Source organism: Flavobacterium sp., assembly GCF_050696275.1.
Classification (GTDB): domain Bacteria; phylum Bacteroidota; class Bacteroidia; order Flavobacteriales; family Flavobacteriaceae; genus Flavobacterium.
Map to the genome: position 1 here is coordinate 19130 of NZ_JBOGUT010000002.1, position 26082 is coordinate 45211.

The following is a 26082-nucleotide window of genomic DNA, read 5'->3' on the forward strand; positions in this document are numbered from 1 at the left end:
ATTTCCTTTGTACTTTTGTATCCGATTTATAAAATCGAATTAGTCTAACAACCTAACAATATCAATACCATGTTAAAAGGATTTTTTAATATACCCAAAGCGGTAAACGAGCCCGTAAAAGCATACGCTCCCAATTCTCCGGAAAAAGCAGCAGTTCAAGCCGCTTATAAAGCGATGTGGAATTCAAAAATAGACGTTCCCCTTTACATCGGAAGCGAAGAAATCAAAACCGGAAATACCCGAAACATGTCGGCACCACACGATCACCAGCATATCGTGGGCACCTACCATTTAGCCGAAAAAGCACATGTAGAAAAAGCCATTGCAAATGCTTTAGAAAGCAGAGCAAAATGGGCAAACATGGCTTGGGAACAACGTGCTGCCATTTTCCTGAAAGCAGCCGAATTAATTGCAGGTCCATACAGAGCAAAAATAAATGCTGCAACAATGATTGCACAATCCAAAACCATTCACCAAGCTGAAATTGACGCCGCTTGTGAGTTAATTGACTTCTTGCGTTTCAACGTAGAATTCATGACTCAGATTTATCAAGATCAGCCTTCTTCAAACTCAGACATGTGGAACAGAGTTGAATACAGACCATTAGAAGGTTTTGTATATGCAATTACTCCTTTCAACTTTACTGCTATTGCTGCAAATCTTCCTGCAAGTGCTGCGTTAATGGGTAATGTTGTGATTTGGAAACCAAGCGATAGTCAGGTTTTCTCTGCAAAAGTTATTATTGACGTTTTCAAAGAAGCAGGAGTTCCGGACGGCGTTATCAACGTAGTTTTTGGAGATGCTTTAATGATTACCGATACTGTTTTAGCAAGTCGTGACTTCGCAGGAATTCACTTTACAGGTTCAACACACGTATTCAAAGACATATGGGCAAAAATCGGAACTAATATTCACCATTACAAAACGTATCCAAGAATTGTTGGAGAAACTGGCGGAAAAGATTTTATCGTAGCCCATCCAAGTGCTAATGCAAAACAAGTAGTAACAGGTATTACTCGTGGTGCTTTCGAATTCCAGGGACAAAAATGTTCCGCTGCTTCAAGAGCTTATATCCCACAAAGTTTATGGCCAGCGGTAAAAGAACAATTAATTATTGATGTTAAATCGATGAAACAAGGTTCTCCGGAAGACTTCAGTAATTTCATTACTGCCGTAATTCACGAAGGTTCTTTTGATAAATTGGCGAGCTTTATCGACCAAGCTAAAAAAGATGCTGATGCAGAAATCATTGTGGGTGGAAATTACGATAAATCGAAAGGTTATTTCATTGAACCTACTGTTATCGTAACAACAAATCCAAAATACACCACTATGGAAACGGAACTTTTTGGTCCGGTAATGACCATTTATGTGTATGAGGATGCTAAATGGAATGAAACATTAAAATTAGTAGACACAACCTCAGAATATGCCTTAACCGGAGCCATTTTCAGCCAGGACCGTTATGCTATTGAAGAAGCTACTGTAGCGTTACAAAATGCTGCCGGAAACTTCTATATCAATGACAAACCAACCGGAGCGGTTGTTGGAATGCAGCCATTTGGAGGAGCAAGAGCTTCAGGAACAAATGACAAAGCAGGTTCAGCACAAAACTTATTGCGTTGGGTGTCACCTAGAACAATTAAAGAAACTTTTGTTACTCCGGAAGATTACAGATACCCGTTTTTGGGATAATCCAAAGGAATCACATTAATAAAAAAAGCCCGTCATCTATATTGTGACGGGCTTTTTATTTTATGATTTAAACTTCAAAGGCAAATGGACTACTTTTTTTGTTTCAAAGAAATCCGGCTCAAATAACTCCGAAATATTGTATTCCGTAGCTTTCGGAAAGTCTTTCAGTTCTTCGGACAAATCACCACCTTTTAAATACAGAATACCGTTTGACAGCTCGTGTTTTTGTTGCTTTTTGATTTTATCCTTAATCCAGGAAACAAAATCCGGCATATTGGTTACAGCTCTGCTTACAATAAAATCAAAATCTCCTTTTACATTTTCGGCACGCAGCTGTTCAGCCTTAACATTTTTAAGTTCAAGAGCATCCACTACCGCCTGAACCACTTTTATTTTTTTGGCAATTACATCAATTAAGTAAAAACGGGTTTCCGGGAAAAGTATCGCTAACGGAATCCCGGGAAAACCTCCACCGGTTCCTACATCTAAAACATAAGTCCCTGATTCAAAAGGCTGCACTTTGGCAATAGCCAAAGAATGCAAAACGTGTTTCACATACAATTCGTCAATATCTTTTCTGGAAATCACATTAATTTTGGCGTTCCAGTCCTGGTACAATGCTTCCAATTTTTCAAATTGCGCAATTTGTACTTCTGTTAAACTAGGAAAATACTTTAGTATTTCTTCCATGGGACATAATTTTAGGCAAAAGTAAGTAATTTAAGAAACAAAATCTGTTAATCTTTATTGGATAGTTTTTTTTAATAATTACCTTTGACGTTTATACATAAAATTATGAATACAACGGTTCCTACATTTTCACGCAATGATTCTATGAAGTTTTTCAGGACTTTAAATTCGCGTGTAAATACCTATTTCAAAGAGAATAATATTCAAAAAACCGGTAACTGGAAATTACACCTTAAAACGGTAATTATGTTTGCGATTTTTTTGACTCCATATTTCCTGATATTAACTATTGATATGCCTTTTTGGGTGCATTTACTTTCTACAATTGTCATTGGGATTGGAATGGCCGGAGTGGGAATGAATGTTATGCACGACGGAAATCACGGCTCTTATTCAACAAAACCATGGTTAAACAAAATCATGGGCGGAAGCATCTACATCTTAGCAGGCAATGTATACAACTGGCAGGTACAGCACAATGTATTGCATCATACCTACACCAATATCCCGGGACATGATGAGGATTTGGATGCCGGAAGAATTATCCGCTTTACCCAAAGCGCAAAGTGGCACAAGTTCCACAGATTCCAACATTACTATTCCGTTTTCTTATACGGTTTACTGACCTTTAACTGGTCCCTGACAACAGATTTCAAACAGATGAAGAACTACATCAAAAGAAAACTTTCCTACGGCGAATTCCCAAGCCCAGTGAAATTATGGAGTACTTTAGTAATTACAAAAGTGATTTATTTTTCTATTTGGTTAGTGATTCCAATGTTTTTAGGAATTACCTGGTGGAAAGTTCTGATTGGATTTTTCATCATGCATTACACAGCCGGCTTAATTTTAAGTGTTGTCTTTCAATTAGCACACATCATTGAAGATACTTCAAACCCGGTTCCTAATGAAGAAGGGGAAATTGAAAATACCTGGGCTATCCACCAATTGTTTACTACAACCAATTTCGCACCTAAAAACTGGGTAGTAAACTGGTATACAGGAGGATTAAACCACCAGATTGAGCATCATATCTTCCCTAATATCAGCCATGTTCATTATGGAAAAATTGCCGAAATAGTAAAACAGACGGCACAAGAATGCAATCTGCCTTATTACGAATACAAAACAATGTGGAGTGCCGTTATAGCACATTTCCGTCATTTGAAAACTTTAGGGCAAAAACCGTCATTAGCATAAAACAACTACAACAACATACCAACTATGAATTTTCTTTCGGATCGAATTAACAATCTATCTACGTCTCAAACTTTGGCAATGGCCGCTAAAGCAAGAGAATTAAAAGCCCAGGGCATCGATATTATCAGTTTAAGTTTAGGAGAACCTGACTTCAACACCCCTGATTTCATTAAGGAAGCAGCTAAGAAAGCAATCGACGAAAACTACAGCACTTACACTCCTGTAGAAGGTTATGCTGATTTAAAAGAAGCAATCTGCCGCAAATTTAAAAGAGATAACAATCTGGATTACAGTCCGGCAAATATTGTAGTCTCCACTGGCGCAAAACAATCTTTATACAACATTGCTCAGGTAATGATTAACCCTGGTGACGAAGTAATCCTTCCTGCACCGTATTGGGTAAGTTACTATGAGATTATCAAAATAGCAGGCGGAATCCCGGTGGAAGTTCCTACTTCCGTAGAAACGGATTTCAAAATCACTCCGGAGCAACTGGAAGCTGCCATTACACCAAAAACGAAAATGATCTGGTACAGTTCTCCTTGTAATCCAAGTGGTTCTGTATTCAACAGAGACGAATTAACGGCTTTATCCAAAGTTTTGGAAAAATACCCGAACATCTTCGTTGTTTCAGATGAAATTTACGAGCACATCAACTTCTCAGGTACTTTTTGCAGCATCGCATCTATTCCAGGCATGTTCGACAGAACAATTACCGTAAACGGAGTAGCCAAAGCTTTTGCCATGACAGGCTGGAGAATCGGATACATTGGCGCAAACGAAACTATCGCAAAAGCGTGTACCAAAATGCAGGGTCAGGTAACCAGCGGCGCAAACAGTATTGCACAACGTGCTACCATTGCTGCGGTTGATGCTGATCCAAGCGTATTAAACAATATGGTTAAAGCATTCCACAGCCGCAGGGATTTGGTGGTAGGTTTAATCAAGGAAATACCGGGATTGAAATTAAATGTTCCTGAAGGCGCTTTTTATGTATTCCCAGATGTTTCTTATTTCTTTGGAAAAACACTGAAAGGAACTAAGATCAACAATGCCGATGATTTTTCTCTATATCTTTTAGCCGAAGCCAATGTAGCAACGGTGACCGGAGATGCTTTCGGAAATCCAGACTGTATCCGTATCTCTTACGCTACCAGCGAAGAAATTCTGACAGAAGCCATCCGAAGAATCAAAGAAGCAATAACTGTCTAAGTTGTAGCATAACACAAAATGCCTCAAGAATTCTTGGGGCTTTTTTTATGTCCGATAATCAGGGAAACAAAACCAGAAAGACACCATTACAAAATAACCGCAGTACTACTAAAACAACACCATTTCTTCCCTCCTGCTTACTTCCTGCATACCATCCTAAAGCCGTAGTAAAGCCATGGTAAAGCCGTGAATAAGTCATGAGAAAGTCATGTGACCTTCCGAGAAGTCTTGCAACAAACTCTCTCAAAATCGATTGCTTTATCTGTATGCATCTTTGTATATTTGCTATTCAGATTAAAATTACCCAATAAACAAACACACATCCTTAAACAACAAACAACACTAAAATGTCGAAAATACTACTACTCGGTTCTGGAGAATTAGGAAAAGAATTTGTCATCGCCGCACAGCGTATCGGCCAAACCGTTATTGCTGTCGACAGCTACGAAAATGCACCAGCCATGCAGGTAGCACACGGCTTTGAAGTCATCAATATGCTCAACGGCACAGAACTGGACCGTATTATCGCCAAACACCAGCCTGATTTTATTGTCCCAGAGATTGAAGCCATCCGAACCGAACGTTTTTATGACTACGAAAAACAAGGCATAACCGTTGTCCCTTCTGCGAAAGCCGCTAATTTCACCATGAACCGAAAGGCCATCAGAGATTTGGCAGCCAAAGATTTAGGCTTAAAAACAGCCAATTACCGTTATGCTACCTCAGCAGACGAATTACAGAAAGCCGTTCAGGAAGTAGGCATGCCATGTGTAGTAAAACCGTTAATGAGTTCGTCAGGAAAGGGTCAATCTACTATAAAAACAGCAGCGGATATCGAAAAGGCCTGGAACTATGCCGTTGAAGGCTCCCGTGGCGATGTAGTCGAAGTAATCGTAGAGGCTTTTGTTAATTTCAATTCCGAAATAACATTGCTGACCGTTACACAAAACAACAACCCGACACTTTTTTGCGCTCCCATAGGCCACCGTCAGGAACGTGGCGATTATCAGGAAAGCTGGCAGCCAGCACGTGTTAGTGAAAAAGACATTCTGAAAGCGCAGGATATGGCTCGTAAAGTAACCGAAGCCTTGGGTGGCGCTGGCCTTTTTGGTGTGGAATTCTTCTTAACGGATGAAGGCGTTTATTTCTCCGAACTGTCCCCTCGTCCTCATGACACCGGAATGGTAACTTTAGCCGGAACGCAGAATTTCAATGAGTTTGAACTGCATTTACGTGCTGTTTTAAGCCTGCCTATAGCCCAAATCACTCTGGAAAAAGCAGGAGCAAGTGCTGTCATTTTAGCTTCTGACAACTCGACCAACCCAACCTATTCCGGAATTGAAAACATAGCAGGCTTACCTAAAACCGATTTTAGGATTTTTGGCAAACCAACAGCAAGACCTTATCGCAGAATGGGGGTGGTTTTAGCAAACGACACTTTGGAAACCCCTATCGAAGAAATTGTAGATCGTGTTAAAAAAACCGCTATCTTAGTGACTGTAAATTCTTAAAATCATGAAAAAAACAGCCATCTTATTTTTACTTTTTACCTCTTTTGCCATGACAGCACAGGAGAAAAAAGAGAAACCAAAAACACAAATCGTGGAAGCTTCCTGCGGGCAATGCCAGTTCGGGATGAAAGGTAACGGCTGCACCCTTGCTGTCCGTATCGACGGAAAACCTTATTTTGTTGACGGAACAGTTATTGACAAACATGGAGATGCCCATGCTTCCGATGGATTTTGTAATGCCATCAGAAAAGCGGAAGTAGCTGGCGAAATCGTCAATGACCGCTTTGTAGCCTCTACATTTCAATTGATAGAACAGAAGAAAGCAACCAAACAATAAAAAGTGAGTCTACTTCTGGAAAGTATAGCCAAACACGTTTCACTCTCCGCACAAGAGCAGGAACGTGTTCTGGCATTAACCGAGAACAGGCAGTATAGCCCAAAGACCATTGTATTAAAAGAAGGAGAAATCTGTACCCATTCTTTCTTTGTTACCAAAGGCATTCTCCGCAATTACACTATCGACGAAAACGGCATGGAACACGTAGTAAGCTTTGCCTGTCCCGGCTGGTGGATTGCCGATATGTACAGTTATTTATCTCAGCGTCCGGGGAATTCTTTTATTGAAGTCAATGAAGAAGCTGAAGTACTGCTACTTTCCAAAGAAAACCAGGAAGTATTGTATGCTGAAGTCCCTAAAATGGAACGCTTCTTCCGAATCCTTATCGAAAATTCATTAGTAGCCAACCAACAGCGCCTAATGGACAATATGAGCTTCACAGCAGAGGCTCGCTATGACAAGTTTACCAAAAAGTATACTGCCCTTATTTACAGCCTTCCCCAAAAACAAATCGCTTCTTATATAGGAGTCACTCCTGAGTTTTTCAGCAAAATGAAAGCAAGACTTCTTAAAAAGTAAGTCCGCAACACGCTTCTTTAATCCTACCAAACATTTCTTAATCTAGGTTAAGTGTTTCGGCTATTGACCTATAGTAACTTTGTATCATCAAAATCAAAGTCATGAACCGAAAAGATTTTATCCGAAAAACCATTTTAGGCAGCGGTGCAGTAGTTACCGGAGCCGCTTTGGCAAACACTACTTCTCCGGCAACGGAAGAAACCATTGGGTTCAATCATATTCAAAACACAAATTCAAAGATTATGGAAAATGTTATTTTACATAAAGCCAATACACGCGGTAACGCGAATCACGGCTGGCTGCAAAGCTTTCACACCTTTAGCTTTGCAAATTACCACAACCCGGAACGAATGAATTTCGGTGTACTTCGCGTGCTGAACGACGACACTGTTTCGGCCGGAATGGGATTTGGAAAACATCCGCACCAGGATATGGAAATCATTAGTATTCCGTTAGAAGGTGACTTGGAACACCAAGACAGCATGGGCAATAAAACCGTAATTAAAAACGGCGATATTCAAGTGATGAGCGCAGGAACCGGAGTACAACACAGCGAATACAATAAAAATGCTGACGAATCAGTCAAGTTCCTTCAGATTTGGGTAATCCCTAATAAAAAGGGAGTGACTCCAAGATACGACCAGATTACCTTAAATAAAGAAGACCGCCACAACAAACTACAACAGATTCTTTCTCCGAACGCAGACGATGCAGGAGTCTGGATTCATCAGGACGCCTGGTTCCATTTAGGAAAGTTTGACAAAGACGCAGCAACAGAATACAATTTCAAAAAACAAGGAAACGGACTGTATGTCTTCGTACTTGATGGCGATGTAACGGTAAACGGACACTCTTTAAACAAAAGAGACGGGTTCGGAATTTGGAATACCAATACTGTTACTATAAAAGCAGATTCAGAAGCAGAATTCCTGTTAATGGAAGTTCCAATGACTATTTAATAATAACAATTGCAATCATTTCTTAATCTAGGTTAAGTGATTGAACAACAACCCCGAAGTAACTTTGCTTCATCAAAATAAGATAACAATTAAAAATAAAATTATGGCAACAACTAAATGGACTATTGACCCAACACATTCAGAAATAGGTTTTAAAGTAAAACACATGATGTTTACTAACGTATCAGGGAAATTTGAAAACTACGATGCCAATATCGTAACTGAAAATGATGATTTCACCAAAGCATCCATTGATTTCTCTGCAGATATTAATTCTATTGACACACACAATTCAGACAGAGACAATCATTTGAAAAGCGCTGATTTTTTTGATGTCGACAATCATCCGAAAATGACTTTCAAAGCTTCTTCCTTCACCAAAACAAGCGATGACAAGTATGAGTTGGCAGGAGATTTAAGTCTAAAAGGAGTCACTAAATTTGTACAACTTTCAACAGAATACAGCGGATTAATGAAAGATCCTTGGGGAAATACTAAAGTAGGATTGACTATTTCAGGCAAAATCAACCGTAAGGATTGGGGATTAAACTGGAACTCTGCTCTGGAAACCGGAGGTGTTCTAGTTGGCGAAGACGTTAACTTAAACATTGAATTACAACTTATAAAACAATAATAATTCTCATAATAAATTGGTTTTTTTGGTTACTCCAAAACCCTGTTCTTTGTTCTAAAAGAATGGGGTTTTGCTTATTAAAAAAAATAGTATTTTTGTTCTTTAGTTGAACGTTGGTTTTCAACTTTTACATTTTTTCAATCTTTAAATAAAAAATATGAAAGCATATGTATTTCCGGGCCAGGGTGCTCAATTTACAGGAATGGGTAAAGAGTTGTATGAAAATTCGGCTGTAGCCAAAGAGCTTTTTGAAAAAGCGAATGAAATATTAAATTTTCGTATTACTGACATCATGTTCGAAGGTACTGCTGAAGAATTAAAAGAAACCAAAGTTACACAGCCTGCTGTTTTCCTGCACTCTGTAATTTTAGCCAAAACTTTAGACATTAAACCCGATATGGTTGCAGGTCACTCTTTAGGAGAATTTTCTGCATTAGTAGCCAACGGAACTTTATCCTTCGAAGACGGATTGAAACTGGTTTCACAACGTGCTTTGGCAATGCAGAAAGCCTGTGAAATTACACCTTCTACCATGGCAGCGGTTTTAAATTTAGACGACAAAATCGTAGAAGACATTTGCGCTTCAATTGATGGCGTAGTGGTTGCTGCAAACTACAACTGTCCAGGGCAACTGGTAATTTCAGGAGAACTAAAAGCAGTGGAAGAAGCATGTGAAAAAATGAAAGAAGCTGGAGCAAAACGTGCTTTAATTCTACCTGTTGGTGGTGCTTTCCACTCTCCAATGATGGAACCTGCAAGAGAAGAATTAGCCGCCGCGATTGAAGCAACAACATTCAACGTACCAAGCTGTCCTGTATATCAAAATGTAACGGCCAGTGCTGTTTCTGATGCTGGAGAAATCAAGAAAAACTTAATTACCCAACTAACCGCTCCTGTAAAATGGACACAATCAGTACAGCAAATGATCGCTGACGGTGCAATTTCATTTACAGAAGTAGGCCCTGGAAAAGTATTAGTTGGATTGGTGAACAAAATCAACAAAGAAGTGGAAACTATTTCAGCTTAATTGAAATTGAAAATCAAGAACAGAAAACTCCGATAACCAAATATCGGAGTTTTTCATTTTAATGATATCTTTGTTATAACAGAACCCCTAAATTATATGAACATACCCGGTTTGAGAACTGTAAATGTAACACGCTACATCACTCCTTTGCGCGAAGGAGGATCTTTGCCTGCCTTAGCCGATGCTGATGACGATTTCAAATATGTCTTGAAATTCCGCGGTGCCGGACATGGTGTAAAAGCCCTGATTGCCGAATTATTAGGAGGTGAAATAGCCCGTTTTTTAGGCCTTCCTGTCCCAGAACTGGTATTTGCGACTCTGGATGAAGCATTCGGAAGAACTGAAGCTGACGAAGAAATACAGGATTTACTGCAGTTTAGTCAAGGTTTGAATTTAGGCTTACACTATCTATCGGGTGCTATTACATACGATGCTTCAGTAAATGATTGTGACGAATTGCTTGCTTCCAAAATTGTTTGGCTGGATGCTTTTATCACTAACGTAGACCGAACATTCCGCAATACTAATTTATTGATTTGGCACAAAGAACTCTGGCTGATTGACCATGGAGCTGCTTTTTATTTCCATCATTCCTGGGATAACTGGAAAGCCAATACAATATCTCCTTTTGCGCTGATTAAAGACCATGTACTATTACCAAAAGCCACTGAATTGGAAAAAATACATACCGAATTTACGCAGAAGTTAAATGACAACGTATTAAGAGATCTTGTCAATTTAATCCCTGAAGAATGGCTGCAATGGGAAGATGGATCCATTACCCCTAACGAGATTAAAGAAGTTTACTTTCAATTTTTATCGATTCGGTTAGCAAATGCCGACCTATTTTTTAAACAAACTCAAGATGCACGAAAAACACTTATATGAATATGCCGTAATTCGTGTAGTACCCAGAGTAGAACGCGAAGAATTTATCAATATCGGCCTGCTGCTTTTTTGCAAACGAAAAAAGTATTTAAGGATGGCACATCAGATTCCGGCAGAAAAGATTCGGCTGTTATGTTCTGAATTCGACATTGACCAACTGGAAACAAACTTGATGTCATTTACCCGAATTAGTGCCGGAGAACCAAATTCAGGTCCTATTGCCACATTTGAAATAGCAGAACGTTTCAGATGGCTTACCGCTGTGAGAAGCTCAAGTATTCAGACTTCAAGACCACATCCGGGATTCAGTACTGATCTGGATGAAACATTTGAAAAATTATATAACGAATTGGTTTTATAAAATCTAACAAGTTTATTATATAAACAATTGATAATGAAAAAAATAATACCAAGAATTAACTTTATATTATATTTTTTCTATCTTTAGGATTCTAAACTTTTTAAAAATTATTAATTCTAAAAAATTTAAAAATGAAAAAAACACTTTTAGCTTTAGCATTTGTTGGAGCATTGATGGTTTCTTGTAAAGAAAAAACAGAAGAAAAAGTAGATGCTGCTGCTGATGCAGTTGGCACTGAAATGTCTGACGCGGTTGATTCAACTGCTGCTGCTGTAGACAAAGTTGCTGATTCGACTGCTGCAAAAGTAGAAGATGCAGTAAAAGAAGGAGCTGCAAAAGTAGAAGAAGGCGCAAAAGAAGTTAAAGATGCTGTTAAAAAGTAAATTTTAAAAGCCAGCCTAAAAGCTGGCTTTTTAATTGTATTTCTTACTCTTATAAAAAAACTCCCAAGTTATTTCTTGGGAGTTTTTTATTTATTCTTTTTTAGAGAAATTAGCTCCTAATCTTTTTTTCCCATTTCCACGCACTGCTTAATGCTTCTTCCAAAGTAGATTTTGCCTTCCAGCCCAAAACAGTGTTTGCTTTGTCTGTATTAGCATATGCCGAGACGATATCGCCCTCTCTTCTGCCCACAATCTTATAAGGTAATCTTTGATTGCTTACTTTTTCAAAAGTTGTAATGACTTCTAAAACGGAGCTCCCGGTTCCGGTTCCAAGATTAAATGTTTCGATTTTGTCCAGGTTTTTCTTTGCAAATAATCTTTGCAAAGCCACAACGTGTGCTTTAGCCAAATCAACCACATGAATGTAATCCCGAATACAAGTCCCATCAGACGTAGGATAATCATCTCCATAAACAGACAATTCGGTACGCAAACCAATGGCAGTTTGAGTTATAAATGGAACCAGATTTTGCGGTACTCCGATAGGCAATTCTCCGATTTCAGCTGAAGGATGTGCTCCAATTGGGTTAAAATACCGCAGCAAAACAGCATTAAGATTACTTACTTTGGCCGTATCTGTAATAATTTCTTCTCCCATTTGTTTTGTATTTCCGTACGGAGACATCGCTTGCTGCACAGGTGCATTTTCTGTAATCGGCATTATTTCGGCTTGACCGTAAACAGTACACGAGGAACTGAAAATAAAACTTGCTTCCGGTTTTTGCTGTAATTCCTGAAGAAGATACACTAATGAGTTGATATTATTTTCATAATACAATAAGGGATTTTCTACACTTTCTCCAACAGCTTTACTTGCAGCAAAATGGATTACACCGGCAACATCATCATATTTTTTAAAAAAGGTCTGAACCGCTTTTTTATCTTTTAAATCGACATTTTCAAACCAAGGTTTTTTTCCTGCAATCCGCTCTATTCCTTCCAAAACATCCATAGACGAATTGGAAAGATTGTCGATTATTACAACTTCAAAACCTTCATTTAGTAATTCAACAACGGTGTGTGAACCTATAAAACCAAGACCTCCTGTTACTAGTGTTTTCATAATAATTTAATTGTCTGACGCTTATTTTTTTTGATTCTTACTTTCCCGATAATTTCGGATTTTATTTTACTTTCTGCTCAAAAAATATTTAGTCCCAAAAAAAGCAACCGCAAAAACGACAATGAAAATAACGAATTGAATGATGTAATTATTCTTCGGTTTTGATTCCATAATACTATTTTAAAAATTCCAGAACTGAATCCGTGATAAATTTAACTTGTTCATCGTCTAATTCCGTATGCATTGGCAATGAAATAACTTCCTGTACCAATTGATTTGTCACCGGAAAATCAGATTCTTTGTATCTGGTATCCAAATAGGCTTTTTGTGAATGCAGCGGAATCGGGTAATAAATCGCGCAGGGAATTTCTTTGCTTAACAAATAATCCATCAAACCGTTTCTGTCAGCATTTACAATTCTCAAAGTATATTGGTGAAAAACGTGGTCGTCTCCATTTGAATCAAATAAAGGAGTTACAATGTTTTTATGATTTGCAAAAGCTGCGTTATACTTTGTGGCAGCTTCACGGCGTGCTTTGTTATAAACATCCAGATTTGACAATTTTGCATTTAAAACCCCAGCCTGAATACTATCTAAACGTGAATTTACACCCACAACATCGTGATGGTAACGCACATACATTCCGTGGTTTACAATTCCGCGGAGCGTGTGAGCCAAAGCATCGTCATTAGTAAAAATCGCACCACCATCTCCGTAACAGCCTAAATTTTTAGATGGAAAAAACGAAGTTGCCGCTACATGACCAATTGTACCCACTTTCTTTTTGGAACCGTCTTTTGAAGTATAGTCAGCTCCAATAGCTTGTGCATTATCTTCAATAACATATAAATTATGTTCGTTTGCAATTTCCATAATCGCATCCATATTCGCAGTACGGCCAAATAAATGTACCGGAACAATGGCTTTTGTTTTTGGTGTAATCGCTTTTTTCAGTGCTTCAATTGAAATATTCATGGAATCCATTTCGACATCAACCAAAACCGGTGTCAATTGCAATAGCGCAATAACTTCAACCGTTGCGGCAAATGTAAAATCGGCAGTAATAACTTCATCACCAGGCTTTAGATTCAACCCCATCATCGCAATTTGCAAGGCATCCGTCCCGTTTGCACAAGGAATAACGTGTTTTGCACCCAAATACTCTTCAAGTGATTTTTGGAATTGATGAACTTGCGGACCGTTAATGTAAGCATTGGTATCTAAAACTTCCTGAATAGAAGCATCTACAGTATCTTTTATTTTTTCGTATTGACTTTTCAGGTCAACCATTTGGATTTTTTTCATCGTATGATTATTTGAATTCACAAAAATAAGAATTTAATGACTGCTCGCCAACGAAAATAAACATAGAAACTGTATTTTAGCCTTTCAAATTTTGATGTATGTTTCTTCTTTACAATTTAGTTGTACATATCGCCGAATTTTTGCTGAGGATAATTGCGCTTTTCAGTCCCAAAATCAAATTATTTGTTGATGGGCGAAAGACTGTATTTTCAAGCTTAAAAGATAAAATAATCCCCGAAGACAAAACCATTTGGTTCCACGCAGCTTCACTTGGCGAATACGAACAAGGTTTACCCGTAATTGAAAAAATAAAAGAAAAATATCCTTCCCATAAAATTGTGATTACTTTTTTTTCACCTTCAGGATATGAAGTTCGAAAAAACAATCAGATTGCAGATGTGACCGTTTATTTGCCTTTAGACACCAAATTTAATGCGCAAAAATTTCTGTATCTGGTTCATCCCGAAATGGTGTTTTTTATCAAATACGAATATTGGCCAAATTATCTGAAAGAACTTAAAAACCAAAAAATCAAAACCTACCTTATTTCCGGTATATTCAGAGAAAATCAGATGTTCTTTAAATGGTATGGCGGATTTTACCGAAATGCATTGACCACTTTTAATTATTTTTTTGTGCAAAATGAAAGTTCAAAAAAACTACTGCAGGGTATTGGCTTCAACAATGTGAAAATCTCGGGTGACACGCGTTTTGACAGAGTGGTTTCAATTTTAGAACAAGATAATTCTTTGGATTTTATTGCTGATTTTAAAAATAATACAACCACCATTGTTATTGGAAGTTCCTGGCCAAAGGATGAAAGTTTTCTCGCAAATTACATCAACTCTTCCAAAGGAATAAAATTTATTATTGCACCTCACAATATCAAAACTGAACAAATCCAAGAATTAAAAAACACTATTTCCAGAAAAACAGTTTTATTTTCTCAAAAAGAGAATCAAAATTTAGCCGATTTTGACGTTTTTATCATTGATACCATTGGGATTTTGACCAAAATTTACAGTTATGCCGACATTGCCTATGTAGGCGGAGGCTTTGGAAATCCGGGTGTTCACAACATTTTAGAGCCGGCTACTTTTGGTGTTCCAATTGTCATCGGCCCAAATTATTCTCATTTTGCAGAAGCAACGGCTCTGGTTCATTTACAAGGCTGCCTTACTATTTCGGATCAGAATGAACTCAATGAAACTTTTAATTTACTTATTCAAAATGAAGATGAGCGTTTTGAAAAAGGTCATATTTGCAGCTCTTTTGTACAAATGAACAAAGGCGGCACCGAAGTTATCCTGAAACACATTACAAATGATTTCCTTTAAACCTCTGGAAAAATCCAACATAGAAAATATTGTATCCATGATGCAGGATTTTTATGCAATTGACAACTATCCAATTGACATTGAAGTAACTAAAGAATTGTTTGTCAAATTCATTTCAAACCAAAACTTAGGTAAAACCTGGCTTATTTGTGACGAAAACGAAACAATCGGCTATGTTATCCTAACCTTTATTTTTAGTTTTGAATACAAAGGGACAATCGCTTTCCTTGACGAATTATTCCTTTCAGAAAAAGCCCGCGGCAAAGGAATTGGCAAAAAAGTGATTGACTTTATTCAGGCCGAAGCTCATAAATTAAAGTTAAAAGTCATCTATCTTGAAGTTGAAAATCACAACGAGAATGCTCAAAAATTGTATCTTGCGAGCGATTTTATAGTTCATCACCGAAAACTGATGAAATATTCTGTTAAATAAAAAATTCAAAATAATTAGCGCTATGAAGATTTTAAAATTAATCCTTTTATTGTTTGTTATCCAGACACAAGCCCAACAAGGTGGTATGTGGATTCCTTCGTTATTAAAAGGAATGAACGAAACTGAAATGAAAAATTTAGGCATGAAAATGTCGGCAGAGGACATTTATTCTGTTAACCATTCCAGTTTAAAAGACGCAGTTCCTCATTTTAACGGCGGCTGTACTTCTGAAATAATTTCACCAAAAGGATTACTTTTAACCAATCATCACTGCGGATTTGATGCCATCCAAAATCATTCTACCGTAGAGCACGATTATTTGACTAATGGTTTTTGGGCAATGAAAATGGAAGATGAATTGCCAAACAAAGATTTGGTGGTTACTTTTATGGTCAGCATTAATGATGTGACAGTACAGGTTTTAGACGGAGTTGCTTCTATCACTTCCGAAGCAGAAAAACAAAAGAAAATACAAGAAAACATCACTAAAGTTACAGCTAGTTTCCCAAAAGAATCTTGGCAGGAAAATAAAGTTCGTACTTTTTTTGAAGGAAATCAGTATATTTTATTTGTTACTGAAACATTCAAAGATGTCCGTTTAGTTGGTGCTCCACCTAGCTCAATTGGAAAATTTGGCTCCGATACAGACAACTGGGTATGGCCACGTCATACTGGTGATTTTTCAATGTTTCGAATATATGCTGACAAAAACAATCGTCCTGCGGAATATTCAAAAGACAATGTTCCTTATTCCCCGAAACACTTTTTACCGGTTTCATTAGACGGTATTCAGGAAGATGATTTTACTATGGTTTTTGGTTATCCTGGAAAAACACAAGAATATTTACCTTCATTTGCAGTGGATCAAATTGTAAAAGAATTGAATCCGGCAAAAATCGAAATTCGTGATGCTGCCTTAAAAGTACAGGACGGTTTTATGCGAAAAGACAATGCTATTAAAATTCAATATGCATCAAAATACGCTAGTGTAGCAAATTATTGGAAGAAATGGATCGGTGAAAGCCAAGGGTTAAAAAAATCAAACGCTGTTGTTCTTAAACAAAACTTCGAAAAAGATTTTCAACAGAAAGTAGCTGCATCAGGAAAACAGGCAGAGTACGGCAATTTATTAGCCGAATTTGAAAAAAACTACAAAGAAATTACTCCTTATGCTGTAAGCAGGGATTACTTCATGGAAGTAGTGGCAAAAAATACCGAATTATTGAGTTTAGGCTATAAATTATACCAATTAGAACAGGTTTATACCACCAAAGGAGAACAATCATTCAACGACAGAAAAGAAAATTTAATTAAGGCTCAGGAAGATTTCTACAGAGAATTCAATGCTAAAGTGGATGAGAAGGTATTCGAGCAGTTAATTGCCCTTTATGGAAATAAAGCACCAAAACAATTTTTGCCTTCCACATTAATTAATGCGGATTATAAAAAACTGGCGGCTACTTTGTACAGTAAATCAAAATTGGTTAATTATGCTCAATTTAAAGAACTGTTAAGCGGTGATGCCAAAACCGTATTGAAAAAATTAAACAAAGACAAAGGGTATATTTTTGTAAAATCATTGGCCAGCAATTACAGTAAAAATGTAGCTCCAAAGTTCGATGAAATCAATTTGAAAATTACAGCTCTTCAAAGAACTTACATGAAAGCCCAACTGGAACTGTACCCTAACACTCGTATTTTTCCGGACGCAAACAGCACATTGCGTGTGACTTACGGAAAAGTAAACGGCTACGAACCTAAAGACGCCACCTATTACAAACCAGTAACTTATTTAGACGGAATGATGGAAAAATACATTCCCGGAGATTATGAGTTTGATATTCCAAAAAAATTAATCGAATTATACAATACTAAAGATTATGGTCAATATGGCGAAAATGGAAAATTGCCAATTTGCTTTATAGGAACTAACCACACTACAGGTGGAAATTCAGGAAGTCCTGCAATTGATGCTGAAGGAAATCTAATCGGCTTAAATTTTGACCGCGTTTGGGAAGGCACAATGAGTGACATTCATTACGATCCGTCTATCTGCAGAAACGTAATGGTAGACATGCGGTATGTCTTATTTGTTGTTGATAAATATGCCGGAGCCAAACATTTAGTTGACGAAATGAAGCTGGTTCACCCTAAAAAAAAATAAGTCACTAATCCTCAATACCTTATAAATATTGAGGGTTTCATTTATTTTTTAAAAAAAATACTTTTTTGGCACAGAAATTGTTATTGAATACAATGTTGACAAAGAATATTTTTTTGAAAAAAAAAGTAAAAAAAATTTTTACATATTAAAAAATTTATATCTTTGCCTCGAATTAATAATTAACCTTTATAATTAAGTAAGATGAAAAAAGTTGTTTTAAGTATGGCTTTAGTAGCTATGATGAGTGTTTCTTTCGTATCATGTAAAGATGCTGCTAAAACTGAAGAAACTCCAGTTGAAGAAGTTGCTCCAGTAATGGAAGAAGCTATTGATAGCGCTGCTACTGCTGTTGATACTGCTGCTGCTGCTGCTACTACAGAAGCTGCTGCTGCTACTACAGAAGCTGCTGCTCCTGTTAAAGAAGAAGTAAAAAAATAATTAGATAACAATCTAAATATTTTTACAAAGCCACGCATTGCGTGGCTTTACTTTTTTATAACAACTCCTTAATCTTGAAATTCAATTTCAGGAAAAATAAAATCATCGCTTGAAAAATCTAAAGTTTCAGACTTTACAGCATATTTACGAATCTCAGCAATTCCTTTTTCCAGCATCAATAATGTCGAATATTTTCTACTAACTGCCAATTCCCTTTCATCTACAATCAGTTTAAAGAAATACTTCCCGCTGGAAGACTTGAACTTCATAAAAGTACTATTCTCCAGAGAAGCTTTTAAATGCTCAATTTCATTCTCGCATTCAAACCTTAATTCAAAACTCTTACTGGTAAATATTGTTTTCCCTTTTCTGGATGTAAATTCAAATTTATACTCGCCACTAAAACGCTTACTAATTACAAATGTCCCCATACTTCATTCAGAATATTAAAGTGATTTTAAACCGAAGATAATCCACAATTACCTACTTTAAACTATTTGCGGAAGAAAAAACCAAAATGTTATAAACAAAAAAAAGCTCCAAACATAGTTTGAAGCTTTTTGTACTCAGAGCGGGACTTGAACCCGCACGAACATTACTGTTCACTGGATTTTAAGTCCAGCGTGTCTACCAATTTCACCATCCGAGCATTATTTGGTATTGAGCGAAAAACGGGGCTCGAACCCGCGACCTCGACCTTGGCAAGGTCGCGCTCTACCAACTGAGCTATTTTCGCGTTTCAAGTTTAAAAAGAACTGCAATGCATTGCTGTATTGCGAGGGCAAATTTAATACATTAATTCAATTAAACAAGCGTTTTTTAATAAAAAAATCACACTTTTTTATAACCCTCTGAAAACCCTTGTTTTATAGACATTATTTTTTATTCAGCATACGTTTTATCTCATTCAGCTTCATTAGAGCTTCAACAGGAGTCAGTGTATTGATGTCTAAATTCAGGATTTCTTCTTTGATTTCTTCCAAAAGCGGATCGTCAAGATTAAAAATACTCAATTGCATTTCATCTTTAGCCGATTTAATTCCGCTTAAAACTTCTCCAGAATGATTTTTCTCCAGCTTCTTCAAAATCTTACCTGCTTTTTGCAAAACGATTTGAGGCATTCCGGCCATTTTAGCTACATGAATACCAAAACTGTGAGCACTTCCTCCTTTTTCTAACTTTCTGATAAATAAAACCGTGTCTTTTAATTCTTTTACAGAAACATTATAATTCTGGATTCGAGGCAATGACTCGCACATTTCATTTAACTCATGATAATGCGTTGCAAACAATGTTTTTGGCTGTGCGGGATTTTCATGAAGAAATTCTGCAATTGCCCACGCTATCGAAACTCCGTCATATGTACTCGTACCGCGTCCGATTTCGTCAAGAAGAACCAAACTTCTTTCGGAAATATTATTCAAAATAGAAGCCGTCTCATTCATTTCGACCATAAAAGTCGATTCACCCATGGAAATATTATCACTCGCCCCTACTCTGGTGAAAATTTTATCTACCACACCCATTTTAACACTTTCAGCCGGAACAAAACTTCCCATTTGAGCCAACAGCACAATTAATGCCGTTTGTCGCAAAATAGCCGACTTACCGGACATATTCGGACCGGTAATCATGATTATTTGCTGTGAGTCCCGATCAAGATATACATCATTCGCAATATAAGGAACTCCAATTGGCAATTGTTTTTCAATGACAGGATGACGTCCGTTTTTAATATCCAAAGCAAAAGAATCATCAATTTCCGGGCAAATATAATTATTCTCGACAGCCAACTGCGTAAAAGAAACCAAACAGTCTAATTGCGCAATCAAGTTAGCATTTAACTGTACCGGCTTAATATAAGTCGCGATCCAACTCACTAATTGCTCAAACAACTGGCTTTCTATTTGCTGTATTTTCTCTTCGGCTCCTAAAATTTTAGTTTCGTATTCTTTTAACTCTTCTGTGATATAGCGCTCAGCATTCACTAAAGTCTGCTTACGAATCCATTCTGTCGGAACTTTGTCTTTATGCGTATTTCTGACTTCAATATAATACCCAAAAACATTATTAAAAGAAATCTTCAATGAAGAAATTCCTGTTCTTTCAGACTCACGGGATTCAATTCCTTCCAGATATTCTTTTCCTAAAGTAGAAATCCCTCGCAACTCATCCAGTTCATTATTGATTCCCGAAGCAATCGCATTCCCTTTACTGATAGCAACAGGCGCATCTTGATTCAGGGTTGCTTTGATTTTTTCTCGCAACAAATCACAATTATGCAAACTATCACCAATTACTTTAACTGCTTCCTGACTGCTTTGCAATGCTATTTCTTTTATGGGAATAATGGCATCGAGAGATTCTTTAAGGTAAATTACTTCCCTCGGACTTACTCTTCCCGCTGCAATTTTAGAGATCAAACGCTCTAAATCTGAAATCTGCCTGATTTGATATTGAACTTTCTGAAGAATTTCCTGATTCTCTTTAAAATAAGAAACCACTTCGTGACGGGATTTGATTTTATTAGCGTCCTTTAGCGGAAGTGCCAGCCAGCGTTTCAACATTCGTCCACCCATAGGCGAAAGCGTTTTATCGATTACATCCAGCAATGTGACTGCGTTGGGATTATAACTATGATACAATTCCAGATTCCGGATTGTAAAGCGATCCATCCAGACATAAGCATCTTCAGCGATGCGATGAATGGACGTAATATGCTGTATTTTATTATGTTGTGTTTCAGATAAATAATATAAAATTGCGCCTGAAGCTATAATTCCGTTTGCTAATTCTTCAATACCAAACCCTTTTAATGAATTGGTCTGAAAATGATTCACCAGAGTTTCGACAGCATAATCTTCCTTGTAAACCCAATCTTCCAGGTAAAAAGCATGAAAATTTTCTCCAAAAGCATCTCTGAAATCATTCTTATTCTGTTTTGGAACCAAAATCTCACTCGGACTAAAGTTCTGCAGAAGTTTATCGATATACTCTTCGTTTCCTTCAGAAGTTAAAAATTCACCGGTAGAAACATCAAGAAATGAAACCCCGATTATTTTTTTTCCAAAATAAACCGAAGCTAGAAAATTATTGGTTTTAGATTGCAAAACTTCATCATTCATGGAAACTCCGGGTGTGACTAATTCTGTAACCCCTCGTTTAACGATGGTTTTAGTCATTTTTGGATCTTCTAATTGATCACAAATCGCAACACGGAGTCCGGCTTTGACTAATTTAGGCAGATACGTATTTAAAGAATGGTGCGGGAAACCGGCTAATGCTGTCTCTGTTTCAGAACCTGCACCGCGCTTGGTTAATGTAATTCCAAGGATTTTTGATGCACGCACAGCATCGTCACCAAAAGTTTCATAAAAATCTCCTACCCGAAACAATAAACAAGCATCAGGATACTTCCTTTTTATCTCGTTATACTGCTTCATTAATGGCGTTTCTTTTGTGGATTTTTCTTTTGTTGACAAAACTTCAGGAATTATAATTATAGGCGACGAATTTACTTATTTTTAACCAAATAAATAATCATTATTTTAACAACAATTTTAGAAAAAAAAAGAACCACCATTCGATTTTATTTTTACATTTGTTCGTTCAACAAAAAAATTGACAAGATGAAAAAAATTATATTTATGGTTGCTGCCGTTGCTTTCTTAGGAACATACAGCGTCACAGCTCAGGAAGTAGCAGCTAATGCTAAAACTGAAATTAAAAAAGCTAAGAAAGAAAAGAAAGCAAAACTTCCAAAAGTGGAAGGAGCTGGAATGGTATTCGAAAGCGAAACTATTGATTACGGGACTATCGCTCACAATGCAGATGGAAAACGTGAGTTTGTATTTGTAAACAACGGAAATAAGCCTTTAGTTATTTCTAACACACAAGGTTCATGCGGTTGTACTGTGCCAGTTACTCCTAAAGACCCTATTAAACCAGGCGAAAAAGGTGTTATAGGTGTAAAATACGCTACTGACAGAGTAGGTCCTTTTACAAAAACAGTAACAGTTACTTCAAATGCTGAAGGTATGCCAACTAAAGTGTTAACAATTAAAGGGACTATTTTAGCAGATCCTGCTGCAGCTCCAGCTGGAACTGAGCCTACAAAAAGCTAATACATTCTTTGATTTAAGATACAACAATAATCAAGCTTCCTAACTCAGGAAGCTTTTTTTTAACTATAATTATGCGAAAATTAGAAAACAGCGAACTGGACAGAAAATCAGTTGAAGGTTTTAAAGAAGCTGTAAAAACACCTATTATTATCATACTTGATGACATTAGAAGTCTACATAATATCGGTTCTGTTTTTAGAACTGCCGATGCTTTTTTGATTGAAAAAATATACCTGTGCGGCATCACAGCAACACCTCCTAACAAAGAAATACATAAAACAGCCCTTGGAGCAACCGAAACAGTAACGTGGGAACACCGAAGCAGTGTTTTGGAAGTGATTGAAGAACTCAAAACCCAAAATATTGAAATATACGCTATCGAACAGGTAGAACATTCTATTTTCCTGGATGATTTTAACGTAGAAAATGATAAGAAATATGCTTTGGTTTTTGGAAACGAAGTTTTCGGTGTCAATCAGGAAGCTATTAAATTATGCCATGGGACAATTGAAATTCCTCAATTAGGAACAAAGCATTCACTGAATATTTCTGTGAGCACTGGAATAGTGATTTGGGATTTATTTTGCAAGCTAAACAGTCTGAATTCGGCAAAAGCCTAAGTAATCTAACTATCTAGTTTTTTTTGAATGGCATCTAAAACATTCAAATAATCAGCTTGTTTTTTCACAAAATCAAAGTCAGAAACATCAATTATTACTACATTCAAGTCCGTTTGGGTCTTGATATAATCCAAGTAGCCTTTATTTATTTTATCTAGGTATTCTGCCGGAATTTCCTGTTCGTAACTTCGGCCGCGTTTCTTTATATTCTTGAGTAATCTGTCTGTGTTCTGATACAAATAAACATACAAATCAGGTTTTGGCATCTCTTTGTAAATGATATCAAACAGGGTTTTATATAATCTGAATTCGTCTTCCTGCAATGTCACTTTGGCAAAAATCAATGACTTAAAAATATGATAATCAGCAACAACAAAATCTTTAAACAAATCAAACTGCGATAAATCATCCGCTAATTGTTGGTATCTGTCAGCTAAAAAAGACATCTCAAGCGGAAAAGCATATCTGTTCTGATCTTTGTAAAATTTAGGCAAAAACGGATTGTCCGCGAATCGTTCCAAGACTAATTTTGCATTAAAATCTCCCGCAATTCTAGAAGCCAAAGTTGTTTTTCCGGCTCCGATATTACCTTCAATTGCAATATAATTCAGTTTGTTGATATGGTATTTTCTGAGTGGTGAATCCAAATTAGAAACCATTTGGCACTCACTTTTATCTTCACAGGCTGAAATCAATTCTACAACCGTTTTTTGTAAAACCGGATGTTTCCAATCGAGCTTCAAATCCTGCATCGGTAACAAAACAAAAAGCCTGTTTTGCATTTGCGGATGCGGGACGCTCAATACCTCAGAGGTAATTACCTGCTCTTCAATTGAAATAATATCAATGTCAATAATTCGGGCTTCATAACCTGGTGTGTCTTTCCTGATCCTGCCCAATTCTTTTTCAATTGAAGCTATCTTCCGCAATATTTTCTCTGCTGAAAACGAAGTATGCAAAACCAAAGCGCAATTATAAAATGCATCGCTCTCAAATCCCCACGAAGGAGTTTCGTATAACTTAGAAACACGCAAAACCATTCCAATTTTCTGATGAATCAATTGGATGCAATTTTGGATGTTTTCGAGACGATTTCCTTGGTTGCTTCCCAGCGAAAGCACTACTTTTTTCTGCAATTTCATAATATGCACAAATTAACTAAAAAGAATTTTACAATCGAATTATATTTACGGCAGTGTTAATAACTAATTTGAATTGTAACAAAACAGTCAAAATCAATACTTATACTATATTAAATAATAACAAAATGAAATTTTTAGGAAATGTTTTAGCCACCATAATTGGTTTGTTTGTTTTTTGCATATTATTCTTTTTTGGTTTACTTATTATCGCTGCCCTTTTTGGCGGACCAAAAGGAACTCGTGTAGAAGATAATTCTGTTTTAGAATTGAATCTGGAAAAAGTAACCCATGATTACGGCGGTAAATTTAATTTTGAAGAAATAGGTTATTTTGAAGCCAATCACAATGGTTTAACTGATATTTTAAAAGCAATTGAAGCCGCTAAAACAGACGACAAGATAAAAGGAATATCTATCCTTAACAATGATTTGAATCTGGGTGTAGCACAAACCAAAGCCCTACGTGACGCTCTGGAAGATTTTAAAAAATCTGGAAAGTTTATCATGGCTTATGGAAACGTCTTGTCTCAGAAAGATTATTACTTAAACTCTGTTGCTAATACTGTTTATCTGAATCCTGTTGGCGAAGTGGATTTCAAAGGACTTTCTACAGAAGTAATGTATTTTAAAGATTTCCAGGACAAAACCGGGCTTAAAATGGAAGTGATTCGTCACGGAAAATATAAAAGTGCTGTCGAACCGTTTTTAGCTAATGAAATGAGTCCTGAAAACAGGGAACAGATTTCTACTTTCCTGAATTCTATTTGGAATTCCATAGTTACTGACATTTCAAAATCCCGAAATATTCCTGTAGCACAGCTAAACAGTATTGCTACCGGATTATTAGCAAGAACTCCTGAAATGGCAAAAGCAAACAAACTGGTTGATAAAGTAGCTTATGAAGATGTATACCACGATGACATTCGAAAACTATTAAAAGTTGCCGCTGACGAAGATTACAACACCGTCGACATTATGGATTATGCTCAGGATGTTGCCACTTCAAGCGGTGATTTCGACACCAAAGACAAAATTGCCGTTATTTACGCTCAAGGCGAAATTGGCTCAGGTGAAGGTGATTTGAATGTTGTTGGTGAAGGTTCAATGCGTCGTTCGTTACAAGAAGCAAGAAAAGACGAAAACATCAAAGCTATTGTATTGCGAATTGACAGCCCCGGAGGAAGTGCATTGACTTCAGATTTGATTTGGAGAGAAATCGAAATAACTAAAAAAGCAAAACCTGTCATTGTTTCCATGGGTAATCTGGCTGCTTCAGGCGGTTATTACATTGCCTGTAATGCTGATAAAATTTTTGCTGAAGCCAGTACTATTACAGGCTCTATAGGTGTATTTGGCACTTTACCGAATTTTTCACAGGTAACTAAAAACTACGGAATAAATACCGAATTGGTAGAAACTCATGAAAACGCATCAGGATACAGTGTTTTCAAACCGCTTGACCCTAATTTCAGAGCTTTCACACAAGAAGGAGTTGAAAATATATACAAGATTTTTGTCAATCGTGTTGCTACAGGCAGAAAAATGACATTCGCACAAGTAGATGCTATTGCACAAGGAAGAGTTTGGGCTGGTTCAGATGCTTTGAGACTTGGACTGGTGGATAAAATTGGCGGTATGGATGATGCCATGGCTTATGCTTCTCAATTGGTTAAAATCAAAAAATTCTCGACAGTAGAATATCCGAAATTTGAAAAAGATTTCAAAGACCTTTTTGGCGGAAGCGGAATTCCTTTTATGAAATCGCGTGAAAATCTTATCAAAGAAGAAATTGGAGAAGCTAACTATAAGGTTCTTGAGCAAATAAGAAGATTAAACACTCAAAAAGGCACACAAGCATTGCTTCCGTTTGAAATAAACATTAAATAATTTAACAATATTATAAAGGTTTTATCCGTTTTA

Annotated in this window: 25 protein-coding genes and 2 tRNA genes; 19 read left to right on the forward strand and 8 right to left on the reverse strand. The window is 36.9% G+C overall.

All coding sequences use genetic code 11. From position 1 onward, the window contains the following. The first annotated feature begins 69 nt into the window (after positions 1–69). The gene (pruA, locus tag ACRDEC_RS01485; RefSeq protein ID WP_431496560.1) at positions 70–1695 is read left to right on the forward strand and encodes an L-glutamate gamma-semialdehyde dehydrogenase; all 1626 of its coding nucleotides are present in this window, start codon (positions 70–72) and stop codon (positions 1693–1695) included. 60 nt (positions 1696–1755) lie between these two features. On the opposite strand, the gene rsmG is transcribed toward pruA, so the two are convergent. After that, the gene (gene rsmG, locus ACRDEC_RS01490; protein WP_431496561.1) at positions 1756–2385 is read right to left on the reverse strand and encodes a 16S rRNA (guanine(527)-N(7))-methyltransferase RsmG; all 630 of its coding nucleotides are present in this window, start codon (positions 2383–2385) and stop codon (positions 1756–1758) included. 105 nt (positions 2386–2490) lie between these two features. Here rsmG and ACRDEC_RS01495 point away from each other — a divergent pair, with 105 nt between their 5' ends. The 11 genes from ACRDEC_RS01495 to ACRDEC_RS01545 all read left to right on the forward strand — a co-directional run bounded on the left by ACRDEC_RS01495 (position 2491) and on the right by ACRDEC_RS01545 (position 11476). Further along, positions 2491–3585: a fatty acid desaturase family protein gene (locus ACRDEC_RS01495; RefSeq protein ID WP_431496562.1), complete on the forward strand. Its 1095-nt coding sequence runs from the start codon at positions 2491–2493 to the stop codon at positions 3583–3585. Positions 3586–3609: 24 nt separating this feature from the next. After that, positions 3610–4797 (forward strand): pyridoxal phosphate-dependent aminotransferase, encoded by a 1188-nt coding sequence (locus tag ACRDEC_RS01500; RefSeq protein ID WP_431496563.1) that lies wholly within the window; start codon positions 3610–3612, stop codon positions 4795–4797. A 347-nt stretch (positions 4798–5144) separates the two neighbouring features. Further along, on the forward strand, positions 5145–6308 hold the full coding sequence (gene purT, locus ACRDEC_RS01505; protein WP_431496564.1) for a formate-dependent phosphoribosylglycinamide formyltransferase: 1164 nt from the start codon (positions 5145–5147) through the stop codon (positions 6306–6308). 4 nt (positions 6309–6312) lie between these two features. Beyond that, positions 6313–6645: a DUF6370 family protein gene (locus ACRDEC_RS01510; protein ID WP_431496565.1), complete on the forward strand. Its 333-nt coding sequence runs from the start codon at positions 6313–6315 to the stop codon at positions 6643–6645. 3 nt (positions 6646–6648) lie between these two features. Then, the gene (locus ACRDEC_RS01515; protein WP_431496566.1) at positions 6649–7224 is read left to right on the forward strand and encodes a Crp/Fnr family transcriptional regulator; all 576 of its coding nucleotides are present in this window, start codon (positions 6649–6651) and stop codon (positions 7222–7224) included. Positions 7225–7466: 242 nt separating this feature from the next. Next, positions 7467–8183 carry a pirin family protein gene (locus ACRDEC_RS01520; protein ID WP_431496729.1) on the forward strand — a complete coding sequence of 239 codons (717 nt, stop codon included), beginning with the start codon at positions 7467–7469 and terminating at the stop codon, positions 8181–8183. A gap of 103 nt (positions 8184–8286) precedes the next feature. Continuing rightward, a complete protein-coding gene (locus ACRDEC_RS01525) occupies positions 8287–8817 on the forward strand; it encodes a YceI family protein (RefSeq protein WP_431496567.1) in 531 nt (176 codons plus the stop codon). A 157-nt stretch (positions 8818–8974) separates the two neighbouring features. Next, positions 8975–9844 carry an ACP S-malonyltransferase gene (fabD, locus tag ACRDEC_RS01530; protein WP_431496568.1) on the forward strand — a complete coding sequence of 290 codons (870 nt, stop codon included), beginning with the start codon at positions 8975–8977 and terminating at the stop codon, positions 9842–9844. Between the two features lie 96 nt (positions 9845–9940). Continuing rightward, positions 9941–10732 (forward strand): HipA family kinase, encoded by a 792-nt coding sequence (locus ACRDEC_RS01535; protein ID WP_431496569.1) that lies wholly within the window; start codon positions 9941–9943, stop codon positions 10730–10732. Then, the gene (locus ACRDEC_RS01540; RefSeq protein ID WP_431496570.1) at positions 10710–11093 is read left to right on the forward strand and encodes a DUF3037 domain-containing protein; all 384 of its coding nucleotides are present in this window, start codon (positions 10710–10712) and stop codon (positions 11091–11093) included. Before ACRDEC_RS01535 ends, ACRDEC_RS01540 begins: the two co-directional genes overlap by 23 nt. Before the next feature lie 131 nt (positions 11094–11224). Continuing rightward, a complete protein-coding gene (locus ACRDEC_RS01545) occupies positions 11225–11476 on the forward strand; it encodes a hypothetical protein (RefSeq protein ID WP_431496571.1) in 252 nt (83 codons plus the stop codon). A gap of 109 nt (positions 11477–11585) precedes the next feature. Here the strand turns inward: ACRDEC_RS01545 and galE are convergent, their stop codons facing one another. Together galE and ACRDEC_RS01555 are read right to left on the reverse strand one after the other, a co-directional pair. Continuing rightward, entirely contained in the window at positions 11586–12599 is a 1014-nt protein-coding gene (gene galE, locus ACRDEC_RS01550) for a UDP-glucose 4-epimerase GalE (RefSeq protein ID WP_431496572.1), read from the reverse strand. Positions 12600–12774: 175 nt separating this feature from the next. Continuing rightward, positions 12775–13905 (reverse strand): DegT/DnrJ/EryC1/StrS family aminotransferase, encoded by a 1131-nt coding sequence (locus tag ACRDEC_RS01555; protein ID WP_431496573.1) that lies wholly within the window; start codon positions 13903–13905, stop codon positions 12775–12777. A 98-nt stretch (positions 13906–14003) separates the two neighbouring features. Between ACRDEC_RS01555 and ACRDEC_RS01560 the strand changes: the two genes are divergently transcribed. The 4 genes from ACRDEC_RS01560 (at position 14004) to ACRDEC_RS01575 (ending at position 18277) form a co-directional block, all read left to right on the forward strand. Beyond that, on the forward strand, positions 14004–15242 hold the full coding sequence (locus ACRDEC_RS01560) for a 3-deoxy-D-manno-octulosonic acid transferase (RefSeq protein WP_431496574.1): 1239 nt from the start codon (positions 14004–14006) through the stop codon (positions 15240–15242). Further along, positions 15229–15675 (forward strand): GNAT family N-acetyltransferase, encoded by a 447-nt coding sequence (locus tag ACRDEC_RS01565; RefSeq protein WP_431496575.1) that lies wholly within the window; start codon positions 15229–15231, stop codon positions 15673–15675. Before ACRDEC_RS01560 ends, ACRDEC_RS01565 begins: the two co-directional genes overlap by 14 nt. Positions 15676–15697: 22 nt before the next feature. Then, positions 15698–17839, forward strand: coding sequence for a S46 family peptidase (locus tag ACRDEC_RS01570; protein WP_431496576.1), 2142 nt, complete (start codon positions 15698–15700; stop codon positions 17837–17839). 201 nt (positions 17840–18040) lie between these two features. Next, entirely contained in the window at positions 18041–18277 is a 237-nt protein-coding gene (locus ACRDEC_RS01575; protein WP_431496577.1) for a hypothetical protein, read from the forward strand. Positions 18278–18345: 68 nt separating this feature from the next. Here the strand turns inward: ACRDEC_RS01575 and ACRDEC_RS01580 are convergent, their stop codons facing one another. The 4 genes from ACRDEC_RS01580 to mutS form a co-directional block, all read right to left on the reverse strand. Further along, complete coding sequence (locus tag ACRDEC_RS01580; protein ID WP_431496578.1) at positions 18346–18708, reverse strand: DUF1508 domain-containing protein; 363 nt, start codon at positions 18706–18708, stop codon at positions 18346–18348. A 132-nt stretch (positions 18709–18840) separates the two neighbouring features. Continuing rightward, a tRNA-Leu gene (locus ACRDEC_RS01585) sits at positions 18841–18926 on the reverse strand. A gap of 14 nt (positions 18927–18940) precedes the next feature. Next, a tRNA-Gly gene (locus tag ACRDEC_RS01590) sits at positions 18941–19013 on the reverse strand. A 139-nt stretch (positions 19014–19152) separates the two neighbouring features. Further along, the gene (gene mutS, locus ACRDEC_RS01595; RefSeq protein ID WP_431496579.1) at positions 19153–21759 is read right to left on the reverse strand and encodes a DNA mismatch repair protein MutS; all 2607 of its coding nucleotides are present in this window, start codon (positions 21757–21759) and stop codon (positions 19153–19155) included. Positions 21760–21906: 147 nt separating this feature from the next. Between mutS and ACRDEC_RS01600 the strand changes: the two genes are divergently transcribed. Next, entirely contained in the window at positions 21907–22401 is a 495-nt protein-coding gene (locus tag ACRDEC_RS01600) for a DUF1573 domain-containing protein (RefSeq protein WP_431496580.1), read from the forward strand. A gap of 71 nt (positions 22402–22472) precedes the next feature. Then, a complete protein-coding gene (locus ACRDEC_RS01605; RefSeq protein WP_431496581.1) occupies positions 22473–23021 on the forward strand; it encodes an RNA methyltransferase in 549 nt (182 codons plus the stop codon). 5 nt (positions 23022–23026) lie between these two features. Here ACRDEC_RS01605 and folK read toward each other — a convergent pair whose 3' ends face one another. Next, positions 23027–24163, reverse strand: a complete 1137-nt coding sequence (gene folK / locus ACRDEC_RS01610; RefSeq protein ID WP_431496582.1) for a 2-amino-4-hydroxy-6-hydroxymethyldihydropteridine diphosphokinase — start codon at positions 24161–24163, stop codon at positions 23027–23029. 125 nt (positions 24164–24288) lie between these two features. Between folK and sppA the strand changes: the two genes are divergently transcribed. Further along, positions 24289–26049 carry a signal peptide peptidase SppA gene (gene sppA, locus ACRDEC_RS01615; protein ID WP_431496583.1) on the forward strand — a complete coding sequence of 587 codons (1761 nt, stop codon included), beginning with the start codon at positions 24289–24291 and terminating at the stop codon, positions 26047–26049. Positions 26050–26082: the final 33 nt, after the last annotated feature.